Annotated in this window: 16 protein-coding genes; 6 read left to right on the top strand and 10 right to left on the bottom strand. The window is 76.1% G+C overall.

Annotated features, from left to right (window positions below; all coding sequences use genetic code 11):
• Nucleotides 1-100 precede the first annotated feature (100 nt).
• From ACZCLJ_RS03380 to ACZCLJ_RS03335, 10 genes are all read right to left on the bottom strand, one after another.
• Nucleotides 101-916: a polyprenol monophosphomannose synthase gene (locus ACZCLJ_RS03380; protein WP_463105472.1), complete on the bottom strand. Its 816-nt coding sequence runs from the start codon at nt 914-916 to the stop codon at nt 101-103.
• On the bottom strand, nt 913-2670 hold the full coding sequence (gene lnt / locus ACZCLJ_RS03375; protein ID WP_463105471.1) for an apolipoprotein N-acyltransferase: 1758 nt from the start codon (nt 2668-2670) through the stop codon (nt 913-915). Before lnt ends, ACZCLJ_RS03380 begins: the two co-directional genes overlap by 4 nt.
• 319 nt (nt 2671-2989) lie before the next feature.
• Nucleotides 2990-4630, bottom strand: a complete 1641-nt coding sequence (locus ACZCLJ_RS03370) for an amidohydrolase (protein ID WP_463105470.1) — start codon at nt 4628-4630, stop codon at nt 2990-2992.
• 49 nt (nt 4631-4679) lie between these two features.
• Nucleotides 4680-7727, bottom strand: coding sequence for a DEAD/DEAH box helicase (locus ACZCLJ_RS03365; RefSeq protein ID WP_463105469.1), 3048 nt, complete (start codon nt 7725-7727; stop codon nt 4680-4682).
• 64 nt (nt 7728-7791) lie between these two features.
• Nucleotides 7792-8928, bottom strand: coding sequence for a diacylglycerol/lipid kinase family protein (locus tag ACZCLJ_RS03360; protein ID WP_463105468.1), 1137 nt, complete (start codon nt 8926-8928; stop codon nt 7792-7794).
• Nucleotides 8929-8971: 43 nt separating this feature from the next.
• A complete protein-coding gene (tatC, locus tag ACZCLJ_RS03355; RefSeq protein WP_463106344.1) occupies nt 8972-9715 on the bottom strand; it encodes a twin-arginine translocase subunit TatC in 744 nt (247 codons plus the stop codon).
• Nucleotides 9716-9754: 39 nt separating this feature from the next.
• Nucleotides 9755-10021 carry a Sec-independent protein translocase subunit TatA gene (tatA, locus tag ACZCLJ_RS03350; RefSeq protein ID WP_251150992.1) on the bottom strand — a complete coding sequence of 89 codons (267 nt, stop codon included), beginning with the start codon at nt 10019-10021 and terminating at the stop codon, nt 9755-9757.
• Between the two features lie 42 nt (nt 10022-10063).
• Nucleotides 10064-10390 (bottom strand): hypothetical protein, encoded by a 327-nt coding sequence (locus ACZCLJ_RS03345; RefSeq protein ID WP_463105467.1) that lies wholly within the window; start codon nt 10388-10390, stop codon nt 10064-10066.
• 10 nt (nt 10391-10400) lie between these two features.
• Nucleotides 10401-11375 (bottom strand): helix-turn-helix transcriptional regulator, encoded by a 975-nt coding sequence (locus ACZCLJ_RS03340; RefSeq protein ID WP_251150994.1) that lies wholly within the window; start codon nt 11373-11375, stop codon nt 10401-10403.
• A complete protein-coding gene (locus ACZCLJ_RS03335; protein WP_251150995.1) occupies nt 11368-12429 on the bottom strand; it encodes a helix-turn-helix transcriptional regulator in 1062 nt (353 codons plus the stop codon). The genes ACZCLJ_RS03340 and ACZCLJ_RS03335 overlap by 8 nt, the downstream gene beginning before the upstream one ends.
• A gap of 35 nt (nt 12430-12464) precedes the next feature.
• Here ACZCLJ_RS03335 and ACZCLJ_RS03330 point away from each other — a divergent pair, with 35 nt between their 5' ends.
• Genes ACZCLJ_RS03330 through ACZCLJ_RS03305 form a run of 6 tightly spaced genes read left to right on the top strand, consistent with a single transcriptional unit; the run spans nt 12465 to nt 17868 of the window.
• Entirely contained in the window at nt 12465-13634 is a 1170-nt protein-coding gene (locus ACZCLJ_RS03330; RefSeq protein ID WP_463105466.1) for a DUF3866 family protein, read from the top strand.
• Nucleotides 13631-14413: a DUF4129 domain-containing protein gene (locus ACZCLJ_RS03325; protein ID WP_463105465.1), complete on the top strand. Its 783-nt coding sequence runs from the start codon at nt 13631-13633 to the stop codon at nt 14411-14413. Before ACZCLJ_RS03330 ends, ACZCLJ_RS03325 begins: the two co-directional genes overlap by 4 nt.
• The gene (locus tag ACZCLJ_RS03320) at nt 14410-14928 is read left to right on the top strand and encodes a hypothetical protein (protein WP_251150997.1); all 519 of its coding nucleotides are present in this window, start codon (nt 14410-14412) and stop codon (nt 14926-14928) included. The genes ACZCLJ_RS03325 and ACZCLJ_RS03320 overlap by 4 nt, the downstream gene beginning before the upstream one ends.
• Nucleotides 14925-15953: an AAA family ATPase gene (locus ACZCLJ_RS03315; RefSeq protein ID WP_251150998.1), complete on the top strand. Its 1029-nt coding sequence runs from the start codon at nt 14925-14927 to the stop codon at nt 15951-15953. The genes ACZCLJ_RS03320 and ACZCLJ_RS03315 overlap by 4 nt, the downstream gene beginning before the upstream one ends.
• Entirely contained in the window at nt 15950-17320 is a 1371-nt protein-coding gene (locus ACZCLJ_RS03310) for a DUF58 domain-containing protein (protein ID WP_463105464.1), read from the top strand. Before ACZCLJ_RS03315 ends, ACZCLJ_RS03310 begins: the two co-directional genes overlap by 4 nt.
• Nucleotides 17317-17868 (top strand): hypothetical protein, encoded by a 552-nt coding sequence (locus ACZCLJ_RS03305; protein WP_463105463.1) that lies wholly within the window; start codon nt 17317-17319, stop codon nt 17866-17868. The genes ACZCLJ_RS03310 and ACZCLJ_RS03305 overlap by 4 nt, the downstream gene beginning before the upstream one ends.
• The last annotated feature ends 5 nt before the right edge of the window (nt 17869-17873 follow it).

Genomic DNA, 17873 nt, shown 5'->3' with positions numbered 1-17873 from the left:
CTGCTCGCACGAGGGCCCGGTCCCCACGGACCGGGCCTTTCCTGCGCCCGGCCCCGTCGGCGTCCCGACCGGCGCATGCTCGCGGCGCCGGGTCCGGCGGCTACGGCCGGTGCGTGCGACCCCGCCGGACGAACGACGCGAGCTGCTCCGCGCGACGTCGGGCACCCCACACGGTGACCTTCCACAGCGCCTCGGCGACGATGGCCCGGCTCATCTTGGACCGCCCCGCCGTGCGTTCGACGAACGTGATCGGGACCTCCACGACGCGACCCCCGGCCCGGGCGACGCGCCACGCCATGTCGACCTGGAAGCAGTACCCGTGCGACTCCACGGCCGCGAGGTCCAGCGCCCGCAGCGCGTCCGCCCGGTAGGCGCGGAACCCGGCCGTCGCGTCCCGCAGCCGCAGCCCGAGGGCGAGCCGCACGTACGCGTTGCCGCCCCGCGAGAGCACCTCGCGGTGCCACGGCCAGTTCTCCACCTCGCCGCCCGGCACCCAGCGCGACCCGATCACCAGGTCCGCTCGCCCCGACCGGCCCGCGCTCGCGGCGCCGTCCGGAGCGCCTGCCGGGGCCGCGGCCAGCGCGTCGAGCAGGCGCGGCAGCTCCTCCGGGCGGTGCGACCCGTCGGCGTCCATCTCCACCACGACGTCGTACCCGCGCTCCAGTGCCCACCCGAAGCCCGCGACGTACGCGGCCCCCAGCCCCTCCTTGCCCGCGCGGTGCAGCACGTGCACCGCCGCGTCCCGGCCGGCGACCGTGTCCGCGAGGTCGCCCGTCCCGTCGGGCGACGCGTCGTCGACCACGAGGACGTCCGCGGCCGGGACCGCCGCGCGCAGGCGCGCGAGCGTCCCCGGCAGGGTCAGCGCCTCGTCGTACGTCGGCACGACGACGAGCACGCGCCCGGGTCGGTCGCTCACCGGCGGTCCTCCTGGCCGTCCTGACCGTCCGCTGCGGCCACCGAGGCGCCGGACCCGGCAGCGGTGGTGCCGTCGGCGGGGCGCCCGCGCCGGCGCTCGCGGACCGACCCGACGACCCCGGCGAGGACGAGACCCGCGGCGAGCAGTCCGACGACGAGGGCGGGCAGGCCGCCGGCGCGCACGGACGGCGTCAGGTCGGTACGCAGCGGCAAGGACGCGACGAGCTGGTCGGCGGTGAACAGGTCCGTGCTCTGCAGCAGGGTGCCGTCGGGCGCGACCACGCCGCTGACCCCGACCGTGGACACCTGGACGGTCGCGCGCCCGGTCGAGATCGCGCGCAGCCGTGACATCGCGAGCTGCTGGGTCGACTCGGCCGTGTACCCGAAGGACGCGTTGTTCGTCGGGACGACGAGCACCTCGGCACCGGCACGAACCGCGTCGCGCACGAGCTCGTCGTAGGCGACCTCGAAGCAGATGACGACACCCAGCGGCACGGTGCGCCCCAGCCGCTCGGACGCGAGGTCGACCACGCCGGTCTCGTCGCCGGGGATCATGTCGATGGTCACGCGGTCGACCTGGTCGGAGAAGACCCGCAGGAGCGGGCGCAGCGGCATGTACTCGCCGAACGGTGCGGGGTGCTGCTTGGCGTACCGGTCGACCACGCCGGCGCCCGGCTCCCAGAGCAGCGCCACGTTGTACCGCCCGCCCGTCTCCGGGAACTCCTGGGCGCCGACGAGGATCGGCGCGCCGACCTCGCGCGCGGCGTCGTCGATCGCCGCGGCGACCTCGGGGGCCTCCTGCGGGTCCAGGTCCGAGCCGTTCTCCGGCCACAGCACGACGTCCAGCTCTCCCGGGTCCACCTGGTCCAGCAGCGCGACGGTGCCGTCGAGGTGGTTGTTCAGCACCTCGGCCCGGTTCGCGAACGACCCGAGCCCCGGCTCGCCGACGTTGCCCTGCACGGCGCCGACCTCGAGCGTGCCGGCCTGCGCGCGGGTGTCGAGCGGCACGAGCAGCGGCGCGGCGACGAGCGCGCCCGCGACGAGGAGCGGCACCACCACGGAGGCGGTCCCGCGCGTGCCGCCCTCCCGGTCCGCCCCGGGCGTCCCGGGCACCGTGTGCGCCGCGGCGGCGCGGCGCCGCGCGACGGCGAGGACGGCGGCGGCGAGCAGCGAGCCGACGAGCGCGACGAGGAGGGAGACGAGCACCTCGCCGCCGAGCCACGCCGCGCGCCCGAGCGGGGAGCCGGCCTGGGAGAACGCGAGCCGGCCCCAGGGGAACCCGCCGAACGGCACCTCGGTGCGCGCCTGCTCGACGCCGACGAACAGCACCGTGAACGCGACCGCCTGCCGGCCGGGTCGGCCCCGCAGCCAGGACCAGCGCCGCGCCCACACCCAGGCAGCACCCAGCACCGCGACGAAGCAGGCCTCCATGACGGACAGCGCGATCCACGGGACGGTGTCGGTCGCCTCGTTCGCCCACCACAGGTGCGGCAGGAAGAACGACAGTCCCCACACGAGACCGACCAGGGCGCCCCACCGGGCGTCGTCGCGACGCAGCGCCCAGAACAGCAGGCCGACGCCGACGAACGCGGCGGGCCACCAGCCCCGGTCGGGGAACGCGGCATCCGTGAGCAGGCCACCGAGGAGCGCGAGGAGCAGGGTCAGCGGTCGGGAGACAGGGCCGCCCGCGTCACGTCGAGGGCTCGGAGCGGGCCGACCGAGGCTCGGGTCGGTCGCGGACGCTGGGGCTGGCACGGGGTGCAGGATACGCCACGTGCCTGCACGGACTCGGTGCGCGGCGGCCGCGGGCGACGAGCGGGCGACGCACGGACGACGAGAGCGCGCAGCAGGGTGCGGCGGGCCCGCGCGCCCTTCGGCCCGTGCCTTGCCGCCACCGGCTGGGCACGTTTTCTACTGAGCGCGCGGGCCCGGCCAGACACACCCGTCGCAGCATGCCGAGGGATCGTCGACGGTGGCTGATCCCCCTGCGGCCGCGGGGGCCGGAACACCCTGTCGAAACTACTCCCGCTCCTCGCACTGTCAACCGGAACCTGTCCGGCGTGCGCGGACTTTCTCACCCGAACGTGTCGAACAGCACGACGCCGTCCCGCACGGTCTGCAGGCACGTGGGCCGCGGGGCGTCCCCACCGAGCTCGGGCAGGAGCGGCGTACCCGAGCGGGCGTCCGTGCTCCACGACGACGCAGGACGCCCCAGGGTGCCCTGCACCACGAGGTGCTCCGCGCGCCACACCGCGAGGTGCGCGGGCGCGCCGACGCGCAGCTGGCCCGCGCCCGTGTGGTCCAGGCCGGCGATGCGCCACCCGCCGCGCGTGTGCGCCTGGAACGCCGCCCGCGCCGAGACCCGCTGGTCCAGGTCGACGTGCGACATCGCCGCCAGGACCCCCGCCCACGGGTCGAGCCGCGTCACCGGGGCGTCCGACCCGAAGGCGACCGGCACGCCCGCCCCCGCGAGGTCCGCGAACGGGCTCAGCCCCTCCGCGCGCGTCGCCCCGACGCGCGCCGCGTACATGCCGCCGGGGCCGCCCCACGCGGCGTCGAACGCGGGCTGGACGCTCAGGGACACGCCGAACAGCAGCAGGGTCGCCAGCGCGGTCGCGTCGACGAACAGCGCGTGCTCGACCCGGTGCCGCGCCGCACGCACCGAGCTCGCCCCGTGCACGTCCGCCGCCGCCTTGAGGCCCAGCACGAGCTCGTCCATCGCGCGGTCGCCGATGACGTGGAACCCGCCCTGCGTCCCGGCCGCCGCGACCGCGGACAGGTGGTTCGCGATCTGCTCCGCCGTCAGGTACAGCGCGCCGCGCTCCCCCGGCACCGGCGCGTCCCGGTACGGCTGCCGCATGGCCGCCGTGCGCGACCCGATCGACCCGTCCACGTTGAGGTCCCCCGCGATGCCCGCCAGGCCCGGCACGTCCGCCAGGAGGGAGCGCGCGTCGTCGGCCGTCGTGCACAGCTCGCCCCGGTACGCCACGACGTGCGCCAGCCCGCCCGCCGCGTCGTGCGTCAGGTCGAGCACCTCGCGCAGCCCGGCCCGGGTGTCGATGTGCGGTGCGCTCATCTCGTGCACCGACACGATGCCCTGCTCCGCCGCTGCGCGCAGCGCCGCCCGGTACAGGTCCGTGCGTCGCCCCGGCGACACCTCGCGCGCCGCGTCGCGCGCCACGTGGTGCGCCTCGCCGGTCACCCACCCCGACGCGTCCCAGCCGGGCCGGCCGTCGAGCCCCGCCCGCCGCGCGAGCGCCGCCGAGACGACCGCGGAGTGCACGTCCACGCGCGCCGCGTACACCGCCCGGCCACCCGCGGCGGCGTCCAGCTCCTTCGCCGTCGGGGGACGCCCCTCGGGCCACGACCGCTCGTCCCACCCGAACGCCAGCACGACCTCGTCGTCCCCCGCCACGGCGGCAGCCTTCGCCACCGCGTCCAGCGCCGACCCGAGCGACGTCACGCCGGCGCTCGCGGACAGGTCCACCCCGGCGAGGGCGAGGCCGATCTCGAACAGGTGCACGTGCGCGTCGACGAAGCCGGGTGCGACGAGCGCGCCGTCGAGCTCGACCACCCGGTCGGCCCGGGCGGCGAGCCCGTCGGCGGTGTCGTCGGCGCCGATCCAGGCGATGACGCCGTCGTCGACGAGCAGGGCCTCGGCGAAGGGGTCGGCCGAGGAGTGGATCACGCCACCGCGGTACAAGGTTGAGGCCACAATCCTTCACCATACCGCCACATTCGCGGTGTTCGTGCAGGTGGCTCCGTCACACGCTCGAGTACGCGACCACGCCGCGGCGCAGCCGCTCGATCGCCTGCACCGCCGTGCGCCGCAGCGCAGGGGTGGGTGCGGCACCCGCGAGCTGGTCGAGCACGTCGATGACCTGCTTGCACCAGCGCACGAAGTCCCCGGCCGCGATCTCCGACCCGCGCAGGACCGCGTCGAGGCTACGTCCCACCGCCCAGCGGTGCACGGCGGTGACGAGACCGTCGTCGAGCTGGCCCGTCGCCTCCAGACGGTGCGCGCTCTCCAGGTCCTCGACCTCGGACCACACGCGCACGGTCGCGTCGAGCGCGCGGGCGAGCGGACCGTGCGGCCCGCCGGGCACGTTCGGCTCCGTGGGCTCGTCCCGGCGCCCCGAGTACACGCACGTCGACACCACCGCGGCCAGGGCCGGGGCGTCGAGGTCGTCCCACACGCCGCGCCGCAGGCACTCGGCGAGCAGCAGGTCGTTCTCGGCGTACAGGCGGCGCAGCCACCGCCCGTCCGCCGTGATGCGCAGCCCCCCGGCGTGCACCGTGCCGCCGGTCGGCTCGCCGCCGGTGTCGGGTGCTGCGTCGAACGCGTCGCCGTCGAGCGTGTCGCCGTCGAGCGTGTCGCCGTCGAGCGTGTCGGCGTCGAGCGTGTCGGCGTCGAGCGTGTCGGCGGCGCCAGGGCTCGTCGCCCGCTGGTTCTCGGCCCGTTCGAGGTACCCGAGCTCGAGCAGGACGTCGCACGTGCGGTCGAACAGCTTGGCGATCGACCCGGTGCGGCCCTCGACGCGGCGCACGAGCTGGTCGTGCTCCTTCTTGAGCCGGGCCCACCGCTCGGCCCACCGGGCGTGTTCCTCCCGGTCGGGGCATCCGTGGCACGGGTGGGCCCGCAGCTGCGCGCGCAGGCGGGCGAGCTCGGCGTCGTCCGCGGCGCCGGACCGCCCCCGCGCCGCCTTCCCGGGGCGGCCGCCGGGCTCGTCGAGCGCACCGAGCGCGTTGCGCAGGCTCGACGCGAGGTCGCGCCGCTGCGCCGGGACGCGGGGGTTGAACGCCTTGGGGACCTTGACCCGTGCGACGACGCGGAGCCCGCCGGGAGCGTCCGCGACCGTGAGCTTCTTCACGGCGCGGTCCTGCGTGAGCACCGTCGGGCGCGGCCCGTCGAACCCGGCGCCCTCCCCCGGGTCGAGCACGACGACGTACCCCGCCCGGCGGCCGGACGGCACCTCGACCACGTCGCCGGGGCGCAGCCGCTCGAACGCCGCGACCACCTCGGCCCGCCGGGACCGGCTCGCCGCCCGGGACAGGTCCGTCTCGCGCTGGGCGATGCGGCGCCGCAGGGCCGCGTACTGCGAGAAGTCGCCGCGGTCGCACGTCATGGCCTGCGCGTACCCGTCGAGGGCCTCGGCGTGCGCCTGCGCCTGCTTCGCGAGCCCGACGACGCCGCGGTCGGCCTGGAACTGCGCGAACGACGTCTCCAGCACGTCGCGCGCCCGGTCCCGCCCCACCTGCGCGACGAGGTTGACCGCCATGTTGTACGTGGGCCGGAAGCTCGAGCGCAGCGGGTACAGGCGCTTGGACGCCAGGCCCGCGAGCTGCACGGGGTCCAGGCCGGCGTGGTCCACGACGACCGCGTGCCCCTCGACGTCGATGCCGCGCCGCCCCGCGCGCCCGGTGAGCTGCGTGTACTCCCCGGGGGTGACGTCCACGTGCGCGGACCCGTCCCACTTCACGAGCCGCTCGAGCACCACGGAGCGCGCGGGCATGTTGATGCCGAGCGCGAGGGTCTCCGTGGCGAACACGACCTTGATGAGGCCGCGGCTGAACAGGTCCTCGACCGTCTCCTTGAACACGGGCAGCATGCCGGCGTGGTGGGCCGCGACGCCGCGCGCGAGGGACTCGCTCCACGTCCAGTACCCGAGGACGTCGAGGTCCTCGGTCGGGATGGTCGCGGTGCGCTCCTCCGCGACCCGGCGGATCTCCGCCTCCTCCTCCGCCGACGTGAGCCGCAGCCCCGCGGTGAGGCACTGCGTGACTGCGCCCTCGCACCCGGCGCGGGAGAAGATGAAGTAGATCGCGGGCAGCAGCGCGTCCTCGTCGAGCGCGTCCACCACGGAGAAGCGTGACGGGGTGCGCCGGGCGAACCCGGACCGCTCCGGGCCCGGCCGCCTGCCGCCGCGCCCCCGGTACCCGCGGTCCCCCGCGCCGCGGCGCCCGCCCGGCCCCGACGTGCCCGAGCGCGGCGCAGCGCGGAACGCGGCGAGCAGGTCCGGGTTGATGGGCGGGTTCACCCCGGGGTCGGTCGGGTCGACGTGCCCCGCGTACAGGTCGAGCAGGTCCGCCCCGAACCCTGCGCGGCCCGCGTGCCGGTCCGCGCCCGTCGGGTTCGCCGACGCGACGAGGACGTGCTGCCACAGCGGCACGGGGCGGCGCTCGCTGACGACGACGGTCGTGTCGCCGCGCACCATCTCGAGCCAGTCGCCGAACTCCTCCGCGTTGGACACGGTCGCGGACAGGGAGACGAGCTGCACGTCGTCGGACAGGTGGATGATCACCTCTTCCCACACGGGTCCGCGGAACCGGTCGGCGAGGTAGTGCACCTCGTCCATGACGACGTACCCGAGGCCGTCGAGCGCGGTGGACCCCGCGTAGAGCATGTTGCGCAGCACCTCGGTCGTCATGACGACGACCGGGGCGTCCCCGTTGATCGTGGTGTCCCCGGTCAGCAGGCCGACGTTGTCGGCGCCGTGCCGGCGCACGAGGTCGGCGTACTTCTGGTTCGACAGCGCCTTGATGGGGGTCGTGTAGAACGCCTTGCGCCCGGTCGCGAGCGCGAGGTGGACGGCGAACTCGCCGACCACGGTCTTGCCCGCCCCGGTGGGGGCCGCGACGAGGACGCCCCGCCCCTCCTCGAGGGCTTCGCACGCGCGCTCCTGGAAGTCGTCGAGCGGGAAGTCGAGGACGTGGCGGAACTCGGCGAGCCGCGTGCGAGCCGCGGACTGGCGCGCGCGTGCGGCGGCGTACCGGGCGGCGGGTGAGTCGGCGGACGTGTCAGCTGCCGTCATGGCCTCAGCCTACGGTCCGGCGCCCACCTCGCCCGGCACGTCCCCGTCCGCTGCGGGGTGGTGGTCAGGCCGTGGGAGGCGTGGACGTGAGCACGTGCAGCGCCCCGGGGACGATCTCGACGCGCAGGGGCAGCGGGCCGAGGTGCTCGCCGTCGGCGAAGGCGTGCGGGGGCGTCGCGCCGGCGGCGGTGGGCTCGATCGTCACGACGCGGGCGCGGACCGTGCCGACGCCCGGGTTCGCGAGGTGCCGTCCGGCGTACATGCCGGGGAAGATCGCGGCCGCGCCGCGGCGCGTGAACGGTCCGGCGAGGACCACGTCGAGGAGCGCGTCGTCGACGAGCGCGTCGGGCGCGATGCGGATCCCGCCGCCGACGCGAGGTCCGTTGGCGACGGAGACGAGCGCGCCCGGAGACTCCCAGACGAGGGTCGGCCCGTCGGGTCCCGCACCCGGCACGAGGGGCGCGCCGGCGATGACGTCGGGCGGGCTGCCGGTGCTCGGGGCGTCGGGGACGCCCGCGAGGGTGACCCGGTACCCGTAGGGGCGGTAGCGCGCGATCTCGCGCAGGGCCGAACGTGCGTAGCGGGCACGCCCGCGTGGCCAGGTCGCGGCGTTGGCGTGCGCGTTGACGGCCGCGTCGACGCCCGCGGACAGCACGCCCGCGTACCAGCGGGGCACCATGACGCGCGTCGGCTCGTGCGGCGCCGTGCCGGGTGGTGGCGCGGTGGGTGGTGGCGCGGTTGGCCCGTGTCCGCCGGGTCCGGTCGTGGCACGGGTGTCGCCGGTGGCCGGCGTGGTGACGCGGGCGGCGTCGACGGCGCGCGTGGTGCGGTGGGTGACGGCCCGCACGACGGCGTCGACGCACGGGTCGACGCGTCCTGTCGGGAGGCCGAGGGCGTGCGCGAAGTCGTTTCCGGTCCCGATGGCCACGATCCCGAGCGGTGTCCCGGTTCCGGCTGCCGCGTTGACGCCGAGGTGCACCATGCCGTCGCCGCCGACGACGACGAGCGCGTCGACCCTGCCGCGGCCCACGAGCCCGCGCACCGCGGCGTCGGCGGACTCCTGCGCGAGGGCGAGGCTCGGGGCGCTGAGGTCGACGACCTCGTGACCGGCGGAGCGCAGCGCCGCGGCGGTGCGCTCCCCGCCGACGCGGCCGCGGCCTCGCCCGGCGGTGGGGTTGACGACGAGCGCGATCGTGCTCACGGGCGTCCCGCGCGCCGCACGGGGCGCGGGTGGTGCGCTCGGTTCACAGGGCGAGCCGGGCGGCGTCGCGCTTGTCGACGCGGCGGTCGTGCAGGTAGCTGATGCCGAGCGCGCCGAAGTACAGGGCGCAGATGGGCAGGGCGACGAAGATCATCGTCAGCGCGTCCGGGGTGGGCGTCATGACGGCCGCGAAGACGAACGCGATGAGCACGGCCCAGCGCCAGCCCTGGGCCATCGTGGAGGCGCGCATGAGCCCCGCGGAGTTGAGCGCGACGAGGACGACCGGCATGACGAACGCCAGGCCGAACGCCAGGACGAGGCGCATGACGAAGCTCAGGTAGCCCTGGGCGTCCGCGAGGTTCGTCGCACCCTCCGGGACGAAGCCCGCGAGGATGTCCACGGCGTGCGGCAGCACCCACCACGCGAGGAGCGCGCCGCCGAGGAACAGCGGCACCGAGCCCGCGAGGAAGCCGACGGCGTAACGCTTCTCCTTGGACGTGAGCCCCGGGGTGATGAACGCCCACAGCTGGTAGAGCCACCAGGGGCACGAGACGATCACGCCGAGGAAGAGCGAGACCTTGACCTTCATGTCGAGCGCGGACGCGAGGCCGGAGAAGTTCAGGCTGATGACCTTGTTCTGCTCCTCGGCCGCCTGCTGGAGGGGGGCCTGCAGGGCCTCGAGCAGCGGTTCGTAGAGAACCCAGCCGACGAGTGCGCCCGCGACGAGGCCGCATGCCGCGAGGAAGAGCCTCTTGCGCAGCTCGAGCAGGTGCTCGCGCAGCGCCATCCGCCCCTCGGGGTCACGACGGGTGGTGCGTGACACCGATCACCTCGGGGAGGAGTCGTCCGGGGCGGGCGACGTGGTCCCTCCGGGAACGGTCGACGTGCCGGTCCCGGGGACACGGTCGGTCGGGGTGACGGAGGAAGGAGGCGTCGTGGGGGTGTCGTCCTCGTTCAGCTCCTTGACCTCCTTCTTGAAGATCTTGAGCGACTGACCGACGCTGCGCGCGAGGTCGGGGAGCCGGCGCGCCCCGAAGAGCAGCAGGATCACGACGACGAGCACGATGATGTGCCAGGGCTTCAACATGCCCATGTGCGACTCCTCCTCGAGGACCGGGTACGACAGGTCAGAAGTCTACGCGTTGAACCGGCGCCACCGTGCCCACACCTGTTCGTCGCGCTGCCGGCGCAGGACACGCCGTCCGGCCTTCTCGGCCCGCAGCGCGTCGACGCGTCCGCGCAGCACGACGGGGTCGTCGTACAGCGTGGGTGCCGTGGACGGCTGCTCCGCCTCGAGGCGCCGCGCGATCTCGTCGGCGCGCGTCCCGAGGTCGCTCGCGACCTGCGAGGCGCGCGCGAGCTCGCGCCCCAGTCCCTTCACCGAGCGCCACAGGCGCCGGGCGAGGAAGAACGCGACCACGAGCGTGCCCACGACGAGCAGCGTCCACACCCAGAACCACATGCCGCCCACCCTAACCAGCGGGAGCGTCGTCGAGGCGCGCGTACGCGGCGAGGGCGGCGCGCGCCGTCTCGCGCACGTCGTCGGCGACGGACGCGGGCTCGACGGAACGCACGTGCCGGGCCCGCGCCAGGAGGAGCTGGCGCAGCCACACCGGGTTGGTGACGCGCAGGCGCACCTCGAACGCGCCGTCGGGCAGGTCCCGCACGGACTCGACCGGCACCTGCTCGGCCACGGTCCGTGCCTGGCTCGCGAGGACGAGCGTCGCGAGGGGGGCGTCGCCCGCCGGGGTGAAGTCGACGTCCGGGTCGACGTCGTGCGCCTGGACCGGGGTGTCGAGCTCGACGGCGTCGAGGATGCGGTCGACGCGGAACGTGCGGCGCCCCTGCGCGCGGTGGCACCACGCGAGCAGGTAGGCGTGCTCGTCCTGGGTGTGCAGGCTCACGGGGTCGATCTCGCGGTCCGACGCCTCGTCCGCCGCGGTCACGTAGCGGATGCGCAGGCGGTGCCCGGCGGCGAGGGCGCTCGCGATCGTCGACACGACCTGCGGGTCGCCCTCGGGCGCGAGCCGCACGTCGAGCGCCGCGGCGGCCTCGCCCGTGGCGTCGGTGAGCTTCGTCAGGACGGACTCGACGACGCGCGCCCGCTCCGGGTCGGCCTGCACGGCGCCCGTCTCACGCATCGCCCGCAGCGCGGCCACGAGCGCCACCGCCTCGCGCGTGCCGAGCCGCAGCGGCCGGGTCATGCCGCGCGCCTCCGTGAGGCGCACGACGCCACGCTCGATCGAGTCGGCGTCGAAGTCGATGAGGTCGTCGGGCCAGTAGCCGGGCGTGCCCGACACCCACAGGGCGTCGACGTCCTCGAGCACCTGGCGCTCGCTGACGCCGAAGTGCCGCGCGAGCTCGCCCACGGGCACCGGGCCCGCGCCGTCGAGGTAGGCGACGATGCCCAGCAGGCGCACCAGCCGGTCGTCCGCGCGCTCAGCCACGGTCCTCCTCCCCCACGCCGCTCGACCCGCCCAGCCCGGCGGCCTCCTGCAGCCGGCGCACGACGACGTCGCGCAGCTCGGGTGGTTCCAGCACGAGCACCGCGTCGCCGTAGCCCACGACCTCGTCGGCCAGCGCGGTCCGCACGTCGAACGGCACCTCCACGACGTCGCGCCCCGGACCGGGCGCACCGGCGGCGGGGATCGAACCCACGACCTTGCCGCGCGCCCGCAGCGCCGCGGCGCGCTCCGGCACGACGGCGAGGCGCGCGACCCCGCCGGCGCCGTGCCCGCCGAGGAACGCGTCGACGTCCACGTGCTCAGGCACGTCGAACGCGTCGCGCGGACCCGTGGCACGTACCCGGCCCTCGACGCGGCTGAGCCGGTACGACCGCGGCGCGTCCCGGTCGGCGTCGAACCCGACGAGGTACCAGCCGCCGCGTCGCGCCGCGATGCGCCACGGCTGCACGCGCCGGGGACGCACCTCGCCCGTGCTCGCCGCCCGGTACGTGAACGACACCGCGCGGCGCTGCGAGATCGCGTCGAGCAGCGTCGTGTACGCGTCGCCCACGGCCCGCACGCGCGGCACCAGGCCCGCGACGGCGTCCATCGCCGTCTCCCCCGCGCCCGCGGCGCGCAGCTTCGTCAGCGCGCGCGAGATGTCCGTCCGCAGCGACTTGTCCTGCCAGAACTGCGCCGCCAGGGCCAGGACCCCCAGCTCCGCCGGCGTGAGGTCCACCGCGGGCAGCGCGTACGCGTCCTGGTCGATGCGGTACCCCACCTCGTCGGCGTGCCCGCCCGCGTCGACCGTGACGATCGGGATGCCCAGGTCCCGCAACGTGTCCTTGTCCCGCTCGAACATGCGCTCGAACGCGTCCGGGGACGGCGCGTCGCCGTACCCCGCGACGCTCGTGCGGATCTGCTGCTTCGTCATCGACGCGTTCGTGTTCACCAGCGCGATGACCAGGTTCAGCAGCCTGGCGGCAGGGTTCGACGGCGCGCCCGGCGCGGGCGGTGCCGCGTCGGGCGAGGACCAGGGGGTGCGGGGCTCGGGCATCGGGCACCACGCTACTGGTCGATAGGGTGAGCGACGTGATCACGTGGCGAACCGGGACCGTGGTGTCGCGAGGACGGGCCTGGCCCGGCGCGCAGGAGCTCACCGTCGAGCTCGACGACCCCCTCGCGGGTGCGGACGACACACCCCTCGCCACCGTCCGCGCCCTGGCCTACACCGACCTCGTCGGCACCCCCGACGCCGGGGACAGCCTCCTCCTCAACGTCTCCGCCCTCGCGCGCGGCCTCGGCACCGGCGGGTACGCCCTCGTCGTCGGGCCCGCCGCACCCGGCACCCCCGTGCCGCCCGACCCCGCCCCCGGACCCGGCCACCTCGTCAAGGCCCGGTACACGCCCCTGCAGGCCCTCGTCCTCGGCGTCGACGAGCAGGAGTCGCCCCACCACGACACCCTCCGCGACGCCGACGACCTCCACGCGACCCCCGTCGTCGTCGCCGACCTCCACTCCGCCCTGCCCGCGATCGTCGCCGGCGCCCGGCACGCCGCGGCGCTCGCGGGCCGGCCCGTACCCCGCGTCGCCTACGTCATGACCGACGGCGGCGCGCTGCCCGCCGCGTTCTCCCGCACCGTCGCGACCCTGCGCGAGACCGGCTGGCTCGAGGCCTGCGTCACCGTCGGGCAGGCGTACGGCGGCGACCTCGAGGCCGTCACCGTCCACACCGGCCTCCTCGCCGCCCGCCACGTCGTCGGCGCCGACCTCGTCGTCGTCGCCCAGGGACCCGGCAACCTCGGCACCGGCACCCGGTGGGGATACTCCGGCGTCGCCGCCGGCGAGGCCCTCAACGCCACGTCGACCCTCGGCGGCCGGGCGATCGCCTCCCTGCGCGTCTCGGGCGCCGACCCCCGCGACCGCCACCTCGGCGTCTCCCACCACTCCCTCACCGCCTACGGGCGCGTCGCCCTCACCGCGTGCGACGTCGTCGTCCCCCTCCCGGAGCCCGACGTCGAGTCCCTCCCCGGGTGGGGACCGCACCTCACCGCGCGGATCGCCGAGCAGGCCGCCACCCTCGTCGCCCCCACCGGGCGCCACCAGCGCGTCGACGTCACCACCGACGCCTTGCTGCTGCGCGCCCTGCGCGACGCCCCCGTCCGTCTGTCCACCATGGGACGCGGCCTCGACCAGGACCCCGCCGCGTTCCTCACCGCCGCCGTCGCCGGCGTCCACGCCGAGACGCTCGCCCGGGCATGACCGCACCGCAGGGGGCACCCACGACACCGCCCGGCACGACGCACACGACCCCGTCCCGCCGTCCCGGCCCGCGCCACGTCGCGCTCGTCACCACCCTCGCCACCGTCGTGCTCGCCGCCGCCGCCACCGGCACACCCTGGAGCTGGAACGCCCCCAGCTGGCTCTCGGCCCTCTCCGGAGACCAGGCACCGCCCCCCGAACCACCCCCCGCCCCGATCACACCACCGGTCGAACCACCACCCCCGCCACCCCTCGACGACGCCCCGTTCGGCCTCGGCGACGTCCTGCTCGCGCTCGCCGGACTCGCCCTGCTCGTCATCGCCGTCCTTGCCCTGCGCAACGTCCTCGCACGCATCCGCCGCAGCGGCACCCCCGCACCCCCCGTCACCGCCACCCCCGGGCACACCCTCCTCGGCACCCCCGAGGACGACGTCGCGCCCCACCTGCGCGACGGCCTGAGCACCGCCCAGCAGCACCTCACCGCCGCCGTCCCCCCGCGCGACGCCGTCGTCGCCGCCTGGGTCGCCCTCGAGGACGCCGCGGCGCTCGCGGGCGCGCACCGCGACCCCGCGCAGACCCCCACCGAGTTCACCGTCGCCGTGCTCGACCGCACCCGCGCCGACCCCGAAGCCGTCGCCACGCTGCGTGCCCTCTACCACCGCGCCCGGTTCCGCGACGCGGACATCGGCACGAGCGACGTCCAGACCGCCCGCGACGCCCTGCGCCGCCTCGCCGACGACCTCGCGATCGACGCCCCCGACCGGACCCCGGACGCATGAACCACCTCCCCGCGATCCTGCGCCGCGCCGCGCCGCCCGCGATCCTCGTCGTCCTCACCGCGATCGCGCTCGTCGTCCTCGGCTCCTCCGCCGCCCACGCCGTCATGCTCGCCGCCGCCGGCCTCAGCGCCCTCCTGCTGTGGCACAGCGCCGAGTACACCGCAGACGGGACCTGGCCTCAGGTCCCGCCCCTGCACCGCGACGGCGCCCGGCGCGACGTCTCCGACCTCGGCTGGGCGATCCTCGGCAAGGACGGACGCGTCACCGACCGCGCCGCCCGACGAGTCCGCACCCTCGCCGACCACCAGCTCGCCCGCCACGGCCTCCACGGAGACCTCGCCGACCCCCACGTCGCCACCCGCGCCGAGCCGCTCCTCGGCACCCCGACCGCCCACGGCCTCCACGACCACGCCACCCACGGCACGCTGCCCACCCCCCGGCAGCTCCAGACCTGGCTCGACGCCGTCGAACGACTCGCCACCACGCCGCCACCCGACGAAGGGACACCCCGTTGACCTCCTGGACCCCCCGGCCCGACGACCGGAGCGCCGACGCCACCGCCCACGTCGCCCCCCTCCCCGTGACCGACGTCGCCGAGCACTCCCGACGCATCCTCGACGAGGTCGCCACCGCCGTCGTCGGCATGCGCGAGACCCTCACCCTCGCCCTCGCCACCGTCCTCGCCGGCGGGCACGTGCTCTTCGAGGACGTCCCCGGCCTCGGCAAGACCCTCGCCGCACGCAGCCTCGCCCGCGCCCTCGGCCTCGACTTCGCCCGCCTCCAGTGCACCCCCGACCTCCTGCCCTCCGACATCACCGGGTCCGCCGTCTACGACCCCGCGACCCGCACCTTCGAGTTCCGCCCCGGTCCCGTCTTCACCGGCCTCTTCCTCGCCGACGAGATCAACCGCACCGCCCCCAAGACCCAGTCCGCGCTCCTCGAGGCCATGGCCGAGCGCCAGGTCACCGTCGACGGCACCACCCACCCCCTGCCCCGCCCCTTCCACGTCGTCGCCACGTCCAACCCCGTCGAGTACGAGGGCACCTACCCCCTGCCGGAAGCCCAGCTCGACCGCTTCATGGTCCGGCTCGCCGTCGGCTACCCCGCCCGCGACGAAGAACGCGAGGTCCTCACCCGCCGCGTCGCCCGCCGCCACGACGACCCCACCGTCACCCAGGTCGTCGACCACCGCACCGTCCTCGCCATGCAGGCCGGCGTCGAGACCGTCGACATCGACCCCGACGTCATCGGCTACTGCGTCGACCTCGCCGCCGCCACCCGCACCCACGACGCCCTCGAGGTCGGCGCCTCACCCCGCGGCTCCCAGAACCTCGCCCTCCTCGCCCGCAGCGTCGCCGTCCTCGACGGCCGCGACTACGTCCTGCCCGAGGACGTCAAGCGCGTCGCCGTCCCCGTCCTCGCCCACCGCCTCACCCTCACCCCCGCCGCCTGGGCCGCCGACCGGCACCCCGAAGCCCTCGTGCGCTCCCTCCTCGCCACCGTCCCCGGCCCCACCACCGTCGCCGGCGGGCGCGGGTGAGCATCCCCGACCGCCCCACCAGCGCACCCGTGTGGCGCACCACGACGGCGCTCGCGGCCGGGACGACCGTCGGGGTCGTCCTCCTCGCCGTCGGGCTCGTGGCGCGCCGCGCCGACGTCGCGCTGCTGGGGCTGCCGGCGCTGCTCAGCGCGACGTGGGGGCGGACGCGGCGTCCTGAGGGCTTCGTGACGGTGGCTGTCGCACCCGAACCCGAGGCACCCGCCGGAACCCTCGGCGCCCGGCTGCGGATCACCTCCCCGCCGGGCGTGGAGACCGTCAGCGTCCGCGTCGTGGGGCCGGCGAACCTCACCGCCGAGCGCACCCTCGCCGTCACCGGCACGACGGAGCGCGAGATCGCCGTGAGCACGCGATCGGTCCGCACCGGGCCGCAGCCGTCGTACCGCGTGGACCACGCCGCCTACGGCCCCGAGGGCGTCGAGGAGCAGGTCCCGTCGACGACGGTCGGCCCGCCGCTGCTGGTCCTGCCGCGCCCGGTGACGCTCGGCCGGGTGCCTCTCGCCTCCCGCCTGCGCGGGCTCGCCGGTCCGCACACGTCACGCCGGCCCGGCGAGGGCTCCGAGCTGCGCGACGTCGACGCCTTCCGGCCCGGGGACACCGTGCGACGCGTCGACTGGCGGGCGACCGCGCGACGCTCCCCGGCGCTCGACACGCTCTACGTGCGCCGCACGTTCGGCACCGCGGAGGCCACCGTGGTGCTCGTGCTCGACTCGCGCGACGAGGTCGGCGCCGACCTCGCCACGTGGGGCGGCGTCGGGTTCCGGCGTCCCGACGAGGCGACGTCGCTCGACCTCGCGCGCCACGCCGCGGCGTCCGTCGCGCAGGTCGTCCTGGACGCCGGCGACCGGGTCGCGCTCGACGACCTCGGCCAGCTCCGCCGGCCCGTCCGTCCCGGTGGCGGGCGGCGTCACCTGCGGCGCGTCCTGCACGGCCTCGCGCTCGCGCGCCCGGTCGGTGACCCGTCCACGCGGCTGCGCCCCCCGCAGGTCCCTGCCGGTTCGGCCGTCTACCTCTTCTCGACCCTGCTCGACGACGAGGCGCCCCGCCTCGCGCGGCAGTGGCACGACGCCGGGCACGTCGTCGTGGTCGTCGACACGCTCCCGCCGGTCGCGGTCACCGACGCGGACCGACGGGTCGTGCTCGCCTGGCAGATCACACGACGGGAGCGCGAGGACCGCGTCGACGTCCTGCGCGCGGCCGGGGTCGACGTCGTGCGGTGGCTGCCCGACACCCGGACCGACGCCGGACGGACGGAGCCCGACGCCCGCGGCGCGCTCGAGATGGCCGCGCGCCGGCACGAGCGCCGTCTCGCGCGCGCCCCGCGAGCCGGCCGTGGCGGTGCGCGATGACCGGGCTCCGGGCGTCGCGCGACGCCTCGGAGGCGACGACGCCGCCCCGCGTCGAGGTCGTGACCGGCGCGACCGTCGGTGGGCTCATGCTGCGCGTCGCGCTCCTGCTCGTCGCCACCGCGTACACGGGGATCGCGCTCGTGCCCGTCGTCGGGGACCCGGCCCTCCGGTGGAGCCTCGCCGTCTCCGTCGGAGCGATCGTCGCGGGGCTCTGCCGACCGCCCGTCCCGCACGTCCTCGTGGTGCTCGGCGGGCTCGCCCTCGCCGGCGGTCCCGGACCGTTCGACCCCGTCGTCCTCGCCCTCCTGCCGCTCGCGCACCTCGTGCTCCGCCTCTCGTGGTGGTGCGCGCACGTCCCGGCGACGGCCGCCGTCGAGGTGCGCGCGCTCGTGCCGGACGCGCGTCGCCTCGTCGTGATCCAGGTGGCGCTCCAGCTCGTCGGGCTCGTGCTCCTGTTCGTCGCCGGGGCGTCCGCGGTGCCGGTCGGTGTCGCGCTCGGTGGGCTGGCTCTCCTCGGCCTGACGGTGCTCGTCCTGCCGCGGGACTGACGCTC

The sequence above is a fragment of the Cellulosimicrobium sp. So1_17 genome (assembly GCF_055181235.1).
This window is presented reverse-complemented; position numbering and strand designations above follow the sequence as displayed.